9 protein-coding genes, 1 tRNA gene and 1 pseudogene are annotated in these 15,015 nt (G+C 66.1%); 7 read left to right on the forward strand and 4 right to left on the reverse strand.

Annotated features, from left to right (window positions below):
* Positions 1 to 41 precede the first annotated feature (41 nt).
* Positions 42 to 3,909, forward strand: a pseudogene (locus IU459_RS17970) (ABC transporter ATP-binding protein).
* A 105-nt stretch (positions 3,910 to 4,014) separates the two neighbouring features.
* Positions 4,015 to 7,794, forward strand: a complete 3,780-nt coding sequence (locus tag IU459_RS17975) for a multifunctional oxoglutarate decarboxylase/oxoglutarate dehydrogenase thiamine pyrophosphate-binding subunit/dihydrolipoyllysine-residue succinyltransferase subunit (protein ID WP_195130686.1) — start codon at positions 4,015 to 4,017, stop codon at positions 7,792 to 7,794.
* Between the two features lie 310 nt (positions 7,795 to 8,104).
* On the opposite strand, the gene IU459_RS17980 is transcribed toward IU459_RS17975, so the two are convergent.
* Positions 8,105 to 8,178 (reverse strand) — tRNA-Asn (locus tag IU459_RS17980).
* A 273-nt stretch (positions 8,179 to 8,451) separates the two neighbouring features.
* On the reverse strand, positions 8,452 to 9,186 hold the full coding sequence (locus IU459_RS17985) for a DUF7873 family protein (RefSeq protein ID WP_195130687.1): 735 nt from the start codon (positions 9,184 to 9,186) through the stop codon (positions 8,452 to 8,454).
* 297 nt (positions 9,187 to 9,483) lie between these two features.
* Between IU459_RS17985 and IU459_RS17990 the strand changes: the two genes are divergently transcribed.
* From IU459_RS17990 to IU459_RS18005, 4 genes are read left to right on the forward strand one after another with little or no spacing between them, the layout of a single operon-like run.
* Positions 9,484 to 9,822 (forward strand): type VII secretion target, encoded by a 339-nt coding sequence (locus tag IU459_RS17990; RefSeq protein ID WP_195130688.1) that lies wholly within the window; start codon positions 9,484 to 9,486, stop codon positions 9,820 to 9,822.
* Positions 9,819 to 10,124, forward strand: coding sequence for a WXG100 family type VII secretion target (locus IU459_RS17995; RefSeq protein ID WP_195130689.1), 306 nt, complete (start codon positions 9,819 to 9,821; stop codon positions 10,122 to 10,124). The genes IU459_RS17990 and IU459_RS17995 overlap by 4 nt, the downstream gene beginning before the upstream one ends.
* On the forward strand, positions 10,121 to 11,482 hold the full coding sequence (locus tag IU459_RS18000; protein ID WP_195130690.1) for a hypothetical protein: 1,362 nt from the start codon (positions 10,121 to 10,123) through the stop codon (positions 11,480 to 11,482). Before IU459_RS17995 ends, IU459_RS18000 begins: the two co-directional genes overlap by 4 nt.
* A 10-nt stretch (positions 11,483 to 11,492) precedes the next feature.
* Entirely contained in the window at positions 11,493 to 11,789 is a 297-nt protein-coding gene (locus IU459_RS18005) for a hypothetical protein (RefSeq protein ID WP_195130691.1), read from the forward strand.
* A gap of 177 nt (positions 11,790 to 11,966) precedes the next feature.
* Here IU459_RS18005 and IU459_RS18010 read toward each other — a convergent pair whose 3' ends face one another.
* Positions 11,967 to 12,416, reverse strand: coding sequence for a phosphotransferase family protein (locus tag IU459_RS18010; protein WP_195130692.1), 450 nt, complete (start codon positions 12,414 to 12,416; stop codon positions 11,967 to 11,969).
* On the opposite strand from IU459_RS18010, the gene IU459_RS18015 reads away from it, so the two are divergent.
* Positions 12,403 to 12,747, forward strand: a complete 345-nt coding sequence (locus IU459_RS18015; protein WP_195130693.1) for a hypothetical protein — start codon at positions 12,403 to 12,405, stop codon at positions 12,745 to 12,747. The genes IU459_RS18010 and IU459_RS18015 overlap by 14 nt on opposite strands.
* 130 nt (positions 12,748 to 12,877) lie before the next feature.
* Here IU459_RS18015 and IU459_RS18020 read toward each other — a convergent pair whose 3' ends face one another.
* Positions 12,878 to 14,926, reverse strand: a complete 2,049-nt coding sequence (locus IU459_RS18020; RefSeq protein ID WP_195130694.1) for a nuclease-related domain-containing protein — start codon at positions 14,924 to 14,926, stop codon at positions 12,878 to 12,880.
* Positions 14,927 to 15,015 lie beyond the last annotated feature (89 nt).

The raw sequence follows: 15,015 nt of genomic DNA on the forward strand, positions 1-15,015 counted from the left end.
CGCCGGGAACAACGGCCTGTCGGTGGGCGTCGGTACCGTCGATGAAGAACGCGGTACGACGAAGGGGGCGAGCTGGCGTGGTGGACGGGGGCGGCCAACCAGGATGGATACGCAGGCTGTGGGCCGAATGCCGGCCGCACCGCGCGGTGCTTGCCGGGATCACGGCGGCGATTCTCGGCGGCGCGGTCATCGAGACGGCCGGGCCGCTGCTGACCAAAAAGGCCATCGACGCGGCCGGTGTCGGTGATACCGCTGCCATCAGCGCGGTCGCTGGCCTCTTCCTGGTACTGGCCGTCAGCCGCTCCGCGGCCGGATTCGGGCGGAGGTTGCTGGCCGGACGACTGTCACTGGACGTGCAGCACGCGCTGCGCGTGAATCTCCTCGGTTCACTGCAGCGGTTGGACGGCATCGGCCAGGACACCCTGCGCACCGGGCAGGTGGTGTCGCGGTCGATCACCGATCTCCAGCTGGTCCAGGGTCTGATGGCGATGGTGCCGCTGTCGGGTATGGCGCTGCTGGAATTCGTGCTCGCCGCTGTGGTCATGATCTGGCTGTCGCCGCCCCTGGCCGCCGTCGCGCTGCTGGTGGTGCCCGCGATCGGACTGGTGGTCTACCGAATGCGCCCCCGGCTGCACGCGGCGACCTGGTCCGCGCAGCAGCGCGCCGCCGACCTCGCCCAGCACGTCGAGGAGACGGTCACCGGGGTGCGGGTGGTGAAGGGCTTCGGTCAGGAAGCGCGGATGGTCGATCTGCTGGAACGCCACGGCCGCAGACTGTTCGCGGAGCGGATGCGCGCCGCGAAGATCGACGCCCGCTTCGCGCCGACGGTGGCGACGATTCCACAATTCGGCATGGTCGCGGTCATCGCGCTCGGTGGACTGCTGGCCCTGCACGGCAGCATAGGGATCGGCACCTTCGTCGCGTTCGCCGCGTACGTCGCCGTCATGACCGGCACCGCGCGCATCCTGTCGTCGGTGATCGTCATGGCTCAGCTGACCAGGGCGGCGGCCGAACGGGTGTTCCAGGTGATCGACGCCGCGCCGGTCATCGCCGACCCGGATCGTCCGCTGGAGCTGCCGGACGGGCCGCTCGGCATCGAAATCGACGCGCTCACCTTCGGATTCGATCCCGATCAGCCCGTTCTGCGCGAGCTGGACCTGCGCATCCGTCCCGGTGAGACGGTGGCCGTCATAGGCCCGGCGGGGTCGGGCAAGTCCACGCTCGCCCTGCTGCTCCCCCGGTTCTACGCGCCGGACTCCGGCAATATCCGGCTGTTCGCCGAAGCCGCGCCGCTGCGCGCCGACCCGGCCGACGCGTCGGCTGCCGGGCAGAGCGGGCCGAGCATCGACCCCGCGGATGCGTTCACCGTCACCGGGAATGGTGCGCACACCGCGACGCTCACCGCGGAAACCATCGGTGTCGACATCGCCGACCTGCGCGCCGCCGACCTGCGTGCGGCCATCGGCGTCGTCTTCGACGATCCCTTCCTGTTCTCCGACACGATCGCCGCGAATATCGCGCTCGGCCGGCCAGAGGCCACCGACGAGGAGATCAGGCAAGCCGCCGCGCAGGCCGCCGCCGACGAATTCATCGCCGAGCTTCCGGACGGCTACGACACCGTGGTCGGCGAGCGCGGCCTGACCCTCTCCGGCGGCCAGCGGCAGCGGATCGCGCTGGCGAGAGCACTGCTGGCGCGCCCGCGCATCCTGGTGCTCGACGACGCCACCTCGGCCGTGGACGCGGTGACCGAGGCGGCGATCTTCGACGCGCTGCCCGACCGCGGCGGCCGGACCACGCTGATCCTGGCGCATCGGGAATCGACGCTCGCCCATGCCGATCGCGTGATCAGGCTGCCCGCACCCGCCGGGCACGCCGCCCCGGCGCCGGACATCACCCCGTCCGGGGCGGGGAACAGACAGGCACCGAGTCGTTCCGAAGGTGGCCGGTTCGCGGGCGCCGCGGCCGACGTGAGCGAGACCCCCGAACTGCGCCGCACCATCGAGCGCCTGCCACCCGCCATCGAGCAGCCCGGCCTGGACGTAGAGCGTTTCCGCGAGCCCGATCCGCGGTTCGGATTGCGCCGCATGTTGCGCCCCGTGCGCTGGCTCGTGCTGACGGTGATGGCGCTGCTGGCCGCCGACGCGGCGATCGGCGTCGCGTTCCCGCCGCTGGTGCGCTACGCGATCGATGGTGGCGTGCTGGGTGATGATGCCGCGGCGCTGGTTCGCGCGACGCTGTTCGGCGCGGTGCTCGCCGCCGCGGGCTGGGCGGTCGGCGCTGCGACCACCGTGCTGACGGCGCGCACCGGGGAACGGGTGCTGTTCGGCTTGCGGATCCGCAGCTTCGCGCATCTACAGCGGCTCGGACTACTACGAACGCGAACTGTCCGGTCGGATCATGACCCGGATGACCACCGACGTCGACGCACTGTCGACGTTTCTGCAGACCGGGGTGGCCACCACCCTGGTCGGCCTGCTGACGCTGGTCGGCATCACGGTCGCGTTGCTGGTGATCGATGTCTCGCTGGCGCTGGTCGTGCTGGCGACGGTGCCTGCATTGGTGCTGGCGACGGTGCTGTTCCGGCGGGTGTCGTCCGTCGCGTACACCGTGTCACGAGAACATGTGTCGGCGGTCAACGCCGATTTCCAAGAAAACGTGACGGGGTTGCGCGCGGTGCAGGCGAACCGGAACGAGCCGCGTGCGGCCCGTCGTTTCGCGGAGTATTCGCAGCGCTACCGCGACAGCCGCTTGCGAGCCCAGCGGGCGATCGCGCTGTACTTCGCGTTCGTCGTCGGATGGGCCGACGTGGCGCTGGCCGCGGTGGTGTTCTTCGGCGCGCGGGAGGTCGCCTCCGGTTCGACCAGCGCAGGGACGCTGGTCGCGTTCGTGCTGTATCTCCAACTGCTGTTCGGACCGATCCTGCAGCTGTCCCAAGTCTTCGACGGCTACCAGCAGGCCAGGGTCGGGCTGCGGCGGATCGGGGATCTGCTGCGCACGCCGTCCTCGATCACCGCCGATCCGGCCGATCCCGTGCCGATAGCGCGGGGGTTGCGCGGCGATGTCGCCTTCGACAATGTCCGGTTCCGGTACGCGGGCAGCCGGGTTCCGGCCCTGGACGGCGTTTCCCTGCGCATCCCGGAGGGTTCCACCCTGGCGCTGGTCGGGCCGACCGGCGCGGGCAAGTCGACCGTCGTCAAGCTGCTGGCGCGTCTGTACGACCTGTCTCGGGACGAGTCGAACCATTCCGGCGGCGATCCGACGCACGAGAACGGTAACCGCGCCTCTGAACCCGGCTCGATCCGTGTCGACGACGCCGACGTCCGCGATTACCGCTTGGCCGATTACCGCTCGCGGCTCGGCATCGTTCCGCAGGAAGCTCACCTGTTCACCGGCGATGTGGCGAGCAACATTGCATTCGGGAAACCATCCGCGACCGCCGAGGAGATCGCAGCGGCGGTCGCTGCGGTGGGCGCGAGCGACATGATCGCCGCCCTCCCGCTCGGTATGCGCCAGCCGGTCGGCGAACGAGGTCGCGGCCTGTCGTCGGGCCAGCGTCAGCTGATCGCGCTCGCCCGCGCCGAACTGGTCGGTCCGGACTTGCTGCTGCTCGACGAGGCCACCGCGACGCTGGACCCGGACACCGAGGCATCGGTGCTGGCAGCGAGCCGATCGCTGAGCCGCGACCGGACCACGGTGATCGTCGCGCACCGGCTGGGCACGGCCGCGCGCGCCGATCGAATCGCCGTGGTCGACCACGGCCGGATCGTGGAATTCGGCCCCCATTCGGAGCTGCTCGCCGCGGGCGGGCCGTATGCCCGACTGTGGGCAGCGGCCCACGAGTCCGGGGGAATATTCTCGAGTACTGACGAGTCGTCACCTATGAGGTCGGGGGTGTCGGGTGGTCAGTGAATCCGCCGATTTGCTGCTGGGCCTATCCTCAGATAGGGCGCATCGGCGCGCATCCGCTGATCCCCGTGCCGGGCACGTCACAAACGTCGCAGCGCGAAGAACGAAATGAGGCGAACACCTGCTGTGAGCAGCTCAACTTCCCAGTTCGGTCAGAACCAATGGCTGGTCGACGAGATGTATCAGAAGTTCAAGCAAGATCCATCTTCCGTCGACGAGAGCTGGCATGAGTTCCTGGCCGACTACACGCCTGAAGCGAGTGGTGATTCCGGCAACAGCCAGACCGCCCCCGCGCCCGCGCAGGCCGCCGCTCCGGCTCCGGCTCCGGTCACCCCGGCTCCCGCCCCCGCTGCCGCCAAGCCTGCTCCTGCCCCCGCCCCCGCGGCCCCGAAAGCTCCTGCCCCAGCTGCTCCGAAGCCGGCGACGGTGACCGCCCGCACTCCGCAGACCACTCCGGCGCCCACATCGAACGCCGCGCCCACCTCCGGCCCGAAGCAGGCCGACACCGCCACCGACGAGGCCAAGGTGCTGCGCGGCGCCGCCGCGGCGGTGGCGAAGAACATGGCCGCCTCGCTGAGCATCCCCACCGCGACCAGCGTGCGCGCCATCCCGGCCAAGCTGATGATCGACAACCGTCTGGTCATCAACAACCATCTCGCCCGCACCCGGGGCGGCAAGATCTCCTTCACCCACCTGCTCGGCTACGCCATCGTGCAGGCGGTCAAGGCGTTCCCCAACATGAACCGGCACTACGCCGAGGTCGACGGCAAGCCGAATGCGGTCACCCCCGCGCACACCAACCTCGGCCTCGCCATCGACCTGCCGGGCAAGGACGGCAACCGCTCGCTGGTCGTCGCGGCCATCAAGGGTTGCGAGGCAATGACTTTCGGGCAGTTCCACACCGCCTACGAGGACATCGTCCGCCGCGCCCGCGACGGCAAGCTGACCGCCGAGGACTTCTCCGGCGTCACCATCTCGCTGACCAACCCGGGCACCATCGGCACCGTGCATTCGGTGCCCCGCCTGATGCACGGTCAGGGCGCGATCATCGGCGCCGGCGCCATGGAGTACCCCGCCGAATTCCAGGGGATGAGCGATGAGCGCATCGCCGAGCTGGGCGTCGGCAAGCTGATGACGCTGACCTCCACCTACGACCACCGCATCATCCAGGGCGCGGAGTCCGGCGACTTCCTGCGCACCATCCACCAGCTGCTGATCTCCGACGAGTTCTACGACGAGATCTTCCACGGCCTCGGCGTGCCCTACGAGCCGGTCCGCTGGCGCAAGGACATGCGCGAGCGCGGCGTCGACAAGAGCGCCCGCGTGCTGGAGATGATCGCGGCCTACCGCAACCGCGGCCACCTGATGGCCGACACCGACCCGCTGCGGCTGGTCAAGGACAAGTTCCGCAGCCACCCGGACCTGGACGTCACCCAGCACGGCCTGACCTTGTGGGACCTGGACCGCACGTTCAACGTGGCGGGGTTCCACGGCCAGGAGCGGATGAAGCTGCGCGACGTGCTGTCCATCCTGCGCGACGCCTACTGCCGCCACGTCGGCGTCGAGTACACCCACATCCTCGATCCCGCGCAGCTCGAGTGGATCCAGGAGCGCGTCGAGCAGAAGCACGCGAAGCCGAGTGTCGCGCAACAGAAGTACATCCTGAACCGGCTGAACGCGGCGGAGGCCTTCGAGACCTTCCTGCAGACCAAGTACGTCGGGCAGAAGCGCTTCTCGCTGGAGGGCGCCGAGGCGGTCATCCCGATGATGGACGCGGTGATCGACCAGTGCGCCGAGCACAGCCTCGATGAGGTCGTCATCGGCATGCCGCACCGCGGTCGTCTCAACGTGCTCGCCAACATCGTCGGCAAGCCGTACTCGAAGATCTTCACCGAGTTCGAGGGCAACATGAACCCGGCGGGGGCGCACGGCTCCGGCGACGTGAAGTACCACCTCGGCGCGCAGGGCACCTACCTGCAGATGTTCGGCGACAACGAGATCGAGGTCTCGCTCACCGCCAACCCCTCGCACCTGGAGGCGGTCGACCCGGTCCTGGAGGGCTTGGTCCGCGCCAAGCAAGACCTGCTGGACAAGGGCGACGGGCCGGAGGGCTACTCCGTCGTGCCGCTGATGCTGCACGGTGACGCCGCGTTCGCGGGTCAGGGCGTGGTCGCCGAGACGCTGAACCTCTCGGGTCTGCGCGGCTACCGGGTCGGCGGCACCATTCACATCGTGGTGAACAACCAGATCGGCTTCACCACGGCGCCGGAGAACAGCCGCTCCACCGAGTACTCCACCGACATCGCGAAGTTCATCGGCGCGCCGATCTTCCACGTCAACGGCGACGACCCGGAGGCGTGCGACTGGGTCGCGCGCCTGGCGGTCGACTTCAAGCAGAAGTTCCGCAAGGACGTCGTGATCGACATGATCTGCTACCGCCGCCGTGGCCACAACGAGGGCGACGACCCGTCGATGACCCAGCCGTACATGTACGACGTCATCGACACCAAGCGCTCGGTCCGCAAGGCGTACACCGAGAGCCTGATCGGCCGTGGCGACATCTCGCTGAAAGAGGCCGAGGACGCGCTGCGCGACTACCAGGGCCAGCTGGAGCGGGTATTCAACGAGGTCCGCGAGCTGGAGAAGTACTCGCCGGAGCCGAGCGAGTCGGTCGAGGGCGACCAGCCGGTGCCCGCGTCTGTCGTGACGGCCGTGGACAAGGCCGTCCTGCAGCGGATCGGCGACGCGTTCCTCAACGTGCCCGACGGCTTCAACGTGCACCCGCGCGTCAAGCCGGTGCTGGAGAAGCGCCGCGAAATGGCTTACGAGGGCAAGGTCGACTGGGCCTTCGCCGAGCTGCTCGCGTTCGGCACGCTGATCGACGAGGGCCGCGCGGTGCGCCTGACCGGTCAGGACTCCCGCCGCGGCACGTTCACCCAGCGGCACGCGGTGATCATCGACCGCAAGACCGCCGACGAGTACACCCCGCTGCACAACATCGGCAGCGAGAACCCGGGCTGGTTCGCGGTGCACGACTCGGCGCTGAGCGAATTCGCCGCCGTCGGTTTCGAATACGGCTACTCGCTGGGCAACCCCAACGCGCTGGTGCTGTGGGAGGCGCAGTTCGGTGACTTCGTCAACGGCGCGCAGTCGATCATCGACGAGTTCATCTCCTCCGGTGAGGCCAAGTGGGGCCAGCTGTCCGACGTCGTGCTGCTGCTGCCGCACGGCCACGAGGGCCAGGGCCCGGACCACACCTCCGGCCGCATCGAGCGCTTCCTGCAGCTGTGCGCGGAGGGCTCGATGACCGTCGCGGTGCCGTCCACTCCGGCGAACTACTTCCACCTGCTGCGCCGCCACGCACTGGACGGCATCCGCCGCCCGCTGATCGTCTTCACCCCGAAGTCGATGCTGCGCAACAAGGCCGTGGTCTCCGACCTGAAGGACTTCACCGAGTCCAAGTTCCGCTCGGTCTTCGACGAGCCGGCCTACGAGCAGGGCATCGGCGACCGCGGCAAGGTCAAGCGCATCCTGATGACCAGCGGCAAGCTCTACTACGAGCTGGCCGCCGAAAAGGCCAAGCAGAAGCGCGAAGACGTCGCGATCGTCCGCATCGAGCAGCTCTACCCGCTGCCCACCCGCCGCCTGAACGAGGCCCTCGAGGGCTACCCCAACGCCACCGACCTGGCGTGGGTCCAGGAGGAACCGGCCAACCAGGGCGCCTGGCCCTTCTTCGGCCTCAACCTCCCCGAAACCCTCCCGACCCGCTTCACCAAACTCCGCCGCATCTCCCGCCGCGCCATGTCGGCCCCCTCCTCGGGGTCCAGCAAGGTCCACGCGGTGGAACAGGCGGAGATCATCGCGGAGGCGTTCGAGCCGACGGCGTAGTTCCCTGACCCCGAACCGGGCCGAATCGCTTCTTATCCAAGCGATTCGGCCCGGTTCGCGTTTTTCGGAACCCCGGTTCAGCGCGCCGGAACCAAGCCTCGCTGTCATGGCGGATGAGTGCTGTCCATGGCCATTGCCTCGCAAGATTTTACAAAGATCAGGTAGCGCGGGATCTGCTCGCCGGTTCGATGGGGCCGAAACGCGGCGCTTACCAGGCTGCCGACGTCTGCGATCACCACGGCGTCGGGATCGAGCTGCCGGACTCCGGCGGCAAAGCGAGGGGCCGGGCTATACCCTGCCCGGCCCCTCCTGTTAACGAGCGGGATTCGAACCCGCACCCGTCGGATTAACAGTCCGATGCTCTGCCGATTGAGCTATCGCTGCACCATCTGTGACCACTGCGCCCGCGAGTGCGGTTCAGCATGATGTACCCCGCGCGTTGCCATTACGCTACAGCGCCGCGTAGAGGCGCTGCCCGGACTCGAACCGGGATTTCGGGGGTGCGTCGCGTCCACACCCATGAGCTCGAGGTCGATGGTGTTGTTGAGCTTGGAGCAAGAGCTTGAGTCTCATCGGCTGGGCACTGCCCCGCCGTCAGTTTGAGTTTCAATTTCAGCTTGTGCTCCATCCCCCCGAAGGGGGAGTCTTTGGCCCCGGTTACCCGAAGAGATAGCCGAGGATCGCCTCGCCCGGCTCGACGTCGGTCACCGCGGTCGAATTCGCTGCCTCCCGAGCGTACTTCACCGCATCGGTCAGCTTCGCGAGCCGAGCACGCATCTCACCGACCTCCTTGGCCGGCAGCGCCCCCGAGAACTTCGTGGTCGTCCAGCGTCCGACCACCACGTCCTCGTGATAGACCTGCACCTGGGCCGGGTGCTTGTCGGTGGCGGCCGCCAGCACATGGTTGCGCGGCACCTTCTTGGTCCGCACCGTCTGGCTCGGCTCGGTCGCGAAGCAGTCTGCGACCTCGTCGAACGACCACGCCTCAGCCGGGTCGAGCGTCGGCAGCTTGGCGATGAACGACTTCAGTTCACCCAGCTGCTTCTCCAGGAACAGCAGATAGGTCACGGGCAGATCCGTGGCGATGGTGTTTCCGTCCACCACCAGGTCGGCCTTCGCCGAGCAGTTGGCTACGTCCTTCGTGGCGGTGACGTTCAACAGCCTGGTCAGGGTTGCCGTGACATCTGCGATCACCTCACTGACCCGGACCTGCACCCGCTTCGACTCCGGCGGAAGTGCCTCACCTTCGTCGTCCAACGGCCGGTAGGTACGGGAAATGCCAGCCAGCAGCTCGGTCTTGCCCACCCGCTGATACGCGGTGGCCAGGTCGGCGTTCGCCTGAGACTTCACACCCTTCTCGACGGCGATGAGCTGGTTCAGCTTGGTGGTCACGATATTCCTCTCCGTTGCCCGATCCGACAACGGTGCTACCGTAGAACAGCCGACATCGCGTCCGCCAGCGAATTTCCGGTTCTTCTAACACTATTGGGCAGTAACCAGTCGCCGACGACCTCTCGGATATCTACGGTGCGATGGAGTCCGAGGCGGAGGAGGGCGGCGGCACTTCGCTGATCGAATCACGCTCTCTCATACAGTGATTCGGCCAAATTACCGGTTTATCAGGACGCAGCTCCACACTGGAGAGTCGGCGGTGGACACCCTCGAGACTTCCCCGGTACGCTTCGGCATATGAGCGACGGGGGGAATCCGGGACCGGGCCCAAGCTTGTCCGTTGTGCCGGAGAAGGTTCGCGAGGTAGGCCAGTACGTCTACGACGTGGCAGATGCCCTGCGGTCCGCGCTGGATTCCGCGGCCAAAGATGTGGATTCGCTCATCACCGGCTCCTGGACCGGCGACCTGGCAGCCGAATTCGGCCAAGGCTGGACCGAAGTCCGTGACGGCGGCATCCAGATCATCACTGCGCTGACCGCCATGGCCGAAAAACTCGGTGTCACCGCCGACACCTACCAGGCCCGCGACGAGAACACCGCCGCCGCCCTGAACACCTCCAGCCTGGACCTGCCATGAGCTCGGAATTTTCGGTCGACCTCGAACACCTCGATCAAATCGTCGCCCGCCTGTCCGGCCTGGCCGGGTTCATCGCCGACCATCTCGACGAAATCGACGACAAGGTCGCAACCCTGCAGGGCAGTGGCTGGGAAAGCGTTGCCGCCCAAGCCTATGCCGACGCCCATCGCCAGTGGTCGGTCGGCGCAAGAGAATTCGCCGAAGGCATTCGGGACATGAGCGACTCGGCCCGCAAGGCGCACGAAGGTTACACGCACGCCATCGAGCTCAACCGCAAGATGCTGCGAGGCGGCCAACCGTGATCGTCGACTGGCAGGTCTATTACGACGCCGCCAAGAAGTGCCACGATCTTGCCGCCGACCTCCGACGAGCCGACAAACCACTGCATGACGCCGTGAAAGGCGAATGCGCAGGTATGGCCGGTGACGCACCCGGCTGCAAGCAATGGGGCGAAAAATACGATCAGATCGCACGCAGCACGATGCAGACGTGCACGAACCTGGCCGATGCGCTCACCAACTACGGCTACGTCCTCGCCGCAAACGGCTACAACCACGGGATCAGGAACAAGAGCAACCCGCCACCGCCACGCCCGGATGTGCGTGCGATGACCGAATACACGGTCACGATCCCGACATCGGTGCGCGACAACGGAACCGGCGTGAAGCACAGCGGCGGTGTCGATGAATTCTTTGCCATACTCGTAACGAAGATCCTGGAAGAATTCGGCAAACTCCCCAACGGAGACGTGGACAAACTTGCCAAGGCGGCTACCACCTGGGATAACTTCGCCAAGAACGACACCATCACCAGCGCCGCGGGCCGCATCAGCGCGATCGCCGCCATGTTCGACGGTATGGACGACCCGCTGAATCGGCAAATGATCCAGGACCAGTTCAACGTCTTGCGCACCGGCGCCGACCAGATCGCCACGGCATCACTCAACGTCGCCGCACCTGTCACGAGCTACCACACCGGGACACTCGACGTCAGCCGCGGCATCCAATCCGCGATCACCACCGCCGAGTGGGCGATAGGACTCATCGTGGTAGCTGCCGCCGCCACTGCACTGCTCAGCTTCGGCGGCAGCCTCGCCGCAGGCGGAGGAGGCGTCGCCGCCGCCGTCGCCGAAACCATCGCGACCATCCGCAGCCTCTATCAGGCCAGCAACCTCATCAGAGTCGTCGGCCTCACCGCCGCCGCAGCCGGCGCCGTCGGCGTCATCAGCGCCTTCGACAAGGTCCCCGACCTCACCTCGATCTCCACCTCCCTCGCCACCATCATCGCCATGCGGGTGCTGATCGATGGCGATGACGAGGAACGAGCAGTCGGCGGACCCGATGTATCGTCGCAGATCCACAACCCGTCTCTGACCGACAAGGCCGAAGAATACGTCCGATCAAAGCACTTCCCAGGCGGAAGCCAGGTGACCGACAAGAAGAGTATCTTCTACCCCGAAGAGGATATAGATGCACTGGTCGAAGCAGCCGACAACCAACCTGCAACAGGCCCGAACAAGAACGGAAATTACGAGCGGATAGTGGAAGCCGACCACACTATCGGCAACCTGTCGAAGTCAGCCGGTGGTGCGCCGACCAGACGCTACGTGGTTGTCCAGGACAAGTATGGCGGCGTGATCACCATGTACCCGATACCGTAGAAAGAGAATCGTGGCAATCGACATCATTCTTCAGGCGCAAGACCATTCACCCATCGCCAGCGCCGACCCCGACCCCGCCGGGATTCTCGGTGATCTATGTGGCGAAGCTCCCCAAGGTACCTTGCTGCAGGCGATACATCCGCATGCGGACACCATGTTCAATGCATATCAGCTGAAGACGCTGGTCACCGAAATCGATACCATGCTTGCGCGCTCCGAATCCCATCGGCCGGTATGGGAGGGCTTGCGCTCCCTGGCGATCGAAGCGATCCAGTGCCGTGGATATCTCTGGTTCAGCGGCGACTGAACCTCGCTCCCTTCACATTCAGCCATTTCTGGAAACTTTTGGCTGTCTGAAGAATTATCTGGGACTGAACCTCGCACTGACGCTTACGGCTTCCCATCAGGGAATGACTGTCGGGAAACTACCCAGCCGCATAGCCTGTACGAGCCACAACCTGCGGCCCGCCTGTACCGGATGTTCTCACGACACTGCCGTCCACCGCACCTTGCGATCGCCGCTGCGCAGGGACGAGATCCGTACCCTCAGTTGTTGAGCCGCTGCGGGCTTGTCAGATGCCAGCCGGATATACGCGCCAACAAAGTTCAGCTCGGCGATATCACGGAGAAGATGCCAATGCGGCCAAGTCATAAGGTCGTATCCGTAGGCGTCGAGGAACCGGCGCCGGACGTTCTTCGGCTCGTGAAAATGATCTGGTAGGCCACTGACGAGATCCAGTTCCCATGGACCGATGCAGCACTGGTCCCAGTCGATCAGGACGAACCCGTGGTCGGTGTGGACGGTGTTCTCGGAGTGGGCGTCGGCATGGATGAGGCCGCATCCGAAGGGGAATTCGGCGGCGTGATAGGCGTCGACCAGTTCGTCGGCACGCTTGGCGATCCATAGATGGTCATCGACGTTGAGCGTACTCATCGAAGAAGCCGAGAATCGGTTACGCCGCGCCGCCGACGAACATTTCGACCTCCAGGATCTGAAGGACTCGGTAGCCAACCATCAGAAATCCCGGATCAAGGACGCGTATCACCTCACCTTCGGCAACTACGTCTACCTCCTGCGAGACGCCGACCGCTGGCACAAGCTCGGCTGGCGACTCGACCAGGACCAAGTCGTCGATCTAGTGGAGAGAGTCAAGAATGTGCGCAACGACTTGATGCACTTCGCGACCGATCCATTGTCGGAAGACAAGTTCGCCGCGGTCACCGGACTTCTGCAATTGCTGCGCACGGCCGAGCCGAACCCGTAACGGCCAGCCTCCGCACGCCACCGAAGCGATGCCATCGCCGGATGTCGCGGAACTTGAAGTTGGACCATGCGGGGAACAGCGGCGTCTCGTACAGCCCACACCGCTGAAGCCTGCCGACGCGCCAGGCGATTCAACAATCGGAACGGAACGGGAGGCACAGCGGCAGCAGATCGAATCGAGCCGGAGTTTCGGTGAGGGTCGGGGGTGGTGGGACCACCTCGGTGGTCGGCGAGGGCTCGGTGGTCGACAGGGGCAATGGGGTCTGCTGTACTGCGTCGCCGTGTGGGGTGGAGCAGGCGGCGGCCAGCAGCCAGATAGTGCCGATGACGAGCGCTATCAAGGCCACGGCCGCGATCTGCTGGGGACGATGGCGGATCGGACGCGGTTGGTCGGGCGTGCGGGTGCGTGGAGGCACGGTGATCATTTGGCGGAGATCGGGGATGCGCGGTCGGCGTTCGACGAGGCGCGGTGGGGTTGGCCGTCGCGGTGGACGCGCTTCGGTCTCCTCGTCGGACAACCATTGCGGTCGGTTCGGCAGAGGTGGCGGTGTGGGGCGGGGGCGCAATGGCTGGGCGTCGGACTCGATCCACGACGACCACCGGTCCGTGAAAGGTGACGACAATGGGGTTGCTGATTGCGCTGTGAAATCCGGCGTCGCGTCCGACGGCGGGGGTTCCGGTGTTACTGGTCCCGATGCAAAGGGCTCCGGCGCATAGGGGTCCGATTCGGCGCGTTGAGTCTGTGCGTACCTACGGGCGAGCAGGCCGTCGAAGTGATGTGGTCTCGATATCGGCTCTGCCTCATCGTCTTCCGGTTCGTCCAGGGTATCGAACGACTGCCTATCTGCGATCGACGGCGAGTACTGCGTGTGTTGGCGGTCTTGCAGACCGGGATCGCCTGCCGCATCTGACGCCACAAGTCTCGAAGTGTCGGCCCGCGCTCGCATGTGTGTTGCGGTGAGCTGCGATGTTGGCAGGTCCGACGCGACCGCCGCCTCGTTTCCCAGGTCGTCTCTCGCCGATTGCATCGCGCCGGATGCATTGAGTGCCGGTGCTATTGGCACCGTGTCCAGCTGGTCGAGTATGGAATGTGACGACGGCGCGTCCACATCAGTAGCCACGCTGACCGCGTCCGAGTCCTCCACAGAAGACGTGCCCCCGACCGCTGCTGGCACCACGTCCGGCCGGTCGAGCGTGGAATGCGACGACGGCACGTCCACATCAGTAACCACGCCGACCGCGTCCGAGTCCTCCACAGAAGACGTGCCCCCGACCGCTGTCGGCACCACGTCCGGCCGGTCGAGCGTGGAATGCGACGACGGCACGTCCACATCAGTAACCACGCCGACCGCGTCCGAGTCCTCCACAGAAGACGTGCCCCCGACCGCTGTCGGCACCACGTCCGGCTGGTCGAGTGCGGAATGCGACGACCGCGCGTCCGCATCAGTAGGCGCACCTACCGCGTCCGAATTGCCCGCGGACGGCAGCCCCTCGACCGCCGCTGCGTCTTCGAGCACCACCGCACCCGTCTCACCGGGCAGCGTCCGCTCCAGCGGAAAACCGTCCGCCACAAGCTCTTCGATACTGACCTGATCGGCAAGGTTCAAATCGCCGAGCAGGGCATGCACGCGTTCGGCGGTCCAGATGAGCTTCCGGCTCGCCGTGCGATGGAACCACGCACGCAGCTCGACAGGAGTGTTCCCGAGCACCACACCGCAACCCTTGCGCCGCGATTCGATGTTCAGCGTGACGGTCGATTCCCGGGGCGGCACCACGACGATCAGGCCGTCCACGTACGCCTCGGAGTGGTGCTTGCGCACCAGTTCCTTCAGGTTGAAGACATTGTTGGTGACCTGGTCGAACGGGCTGCTGTCGTGGTCGCGGACGTGGACCGGGTCGCCCTCGAATCCGGACAGCCGCCAGCGGCCGTTGGCCTGGACCGAGAGCACGCCGGTCATGGCGTCCGGCACGGTGCCTTTCACCTCGATCACGACCGCGGCCCTGGGCGTGATCACGACCAGATCAGCTTCCTGTGCTTCGCCGGTGCGACAGCGGATGGGTAAGTAGCAGCCCGAGATGGCCAGTCCGACAATGACGTACTGTCCGGTCCAGCTCCGCATCCAGTCGAGCACGCGTTGCTCGGATCGCGGTGCCGTCGTTCGTTCGTTGATGACCAGCATCGGCGGCCACCTCCATCGCGTCGCACACAATCGGCCAACCAACGGTATTCGCCGACACGCTCAGAAAGAAAATCGAAAGGCACTGCAAG

The organism is Nocardia amamiensis (assembly GCF_015477605.1).
Taxonomy (GTDB): Bacteria; Actinomycetota; Actinomycetes; order Mycobacteriales; family Mycobacteriaceae; genus Nocardia; species Nocardia amamiensis_A.

What these genes read in the sequence shown, in the direction of transcription:
- IU459_RS17975 (WP_195130686.1), top strand. Translation starts at nt 4,015, where the DNA reads ATGAGGCGAACACCTGCTGTGAGCAGCTCAACTTCCCAGTTCGGTCAG.
- IU459_RS17990 (WP_195130688.1), top strand. Translation starts at nt 9,484, where the DNA reads ATGAGCGACGGGGGGAATCCGGGACCGGGCCCAAGCTTGTCCGTTGTG.
- IU459_RS17995 (WP_195130689.1), top strand. Translation starts at nt 9,819, where the DNA reads ATGAGCTCGGAATTTTCGGTCGACCTCGAACACCTCGATCAAATCGTC.
- IU459_RS18010 (WP_195130692.1), bottom strand. Translation starts at nt 12,416, where the DNA reads ATGAGTACGCTCAACGTCGATGACCATCTATGGATCGCCAAGCGTGCC.
- IU459_RS18020 (WP_195130694.1), bottom strand. Translation starts at nt 14,926, where the DNA reads ATGCTGGTCATCAACGAACGAACGACGGCACCGCGATCCGAGCAACGC.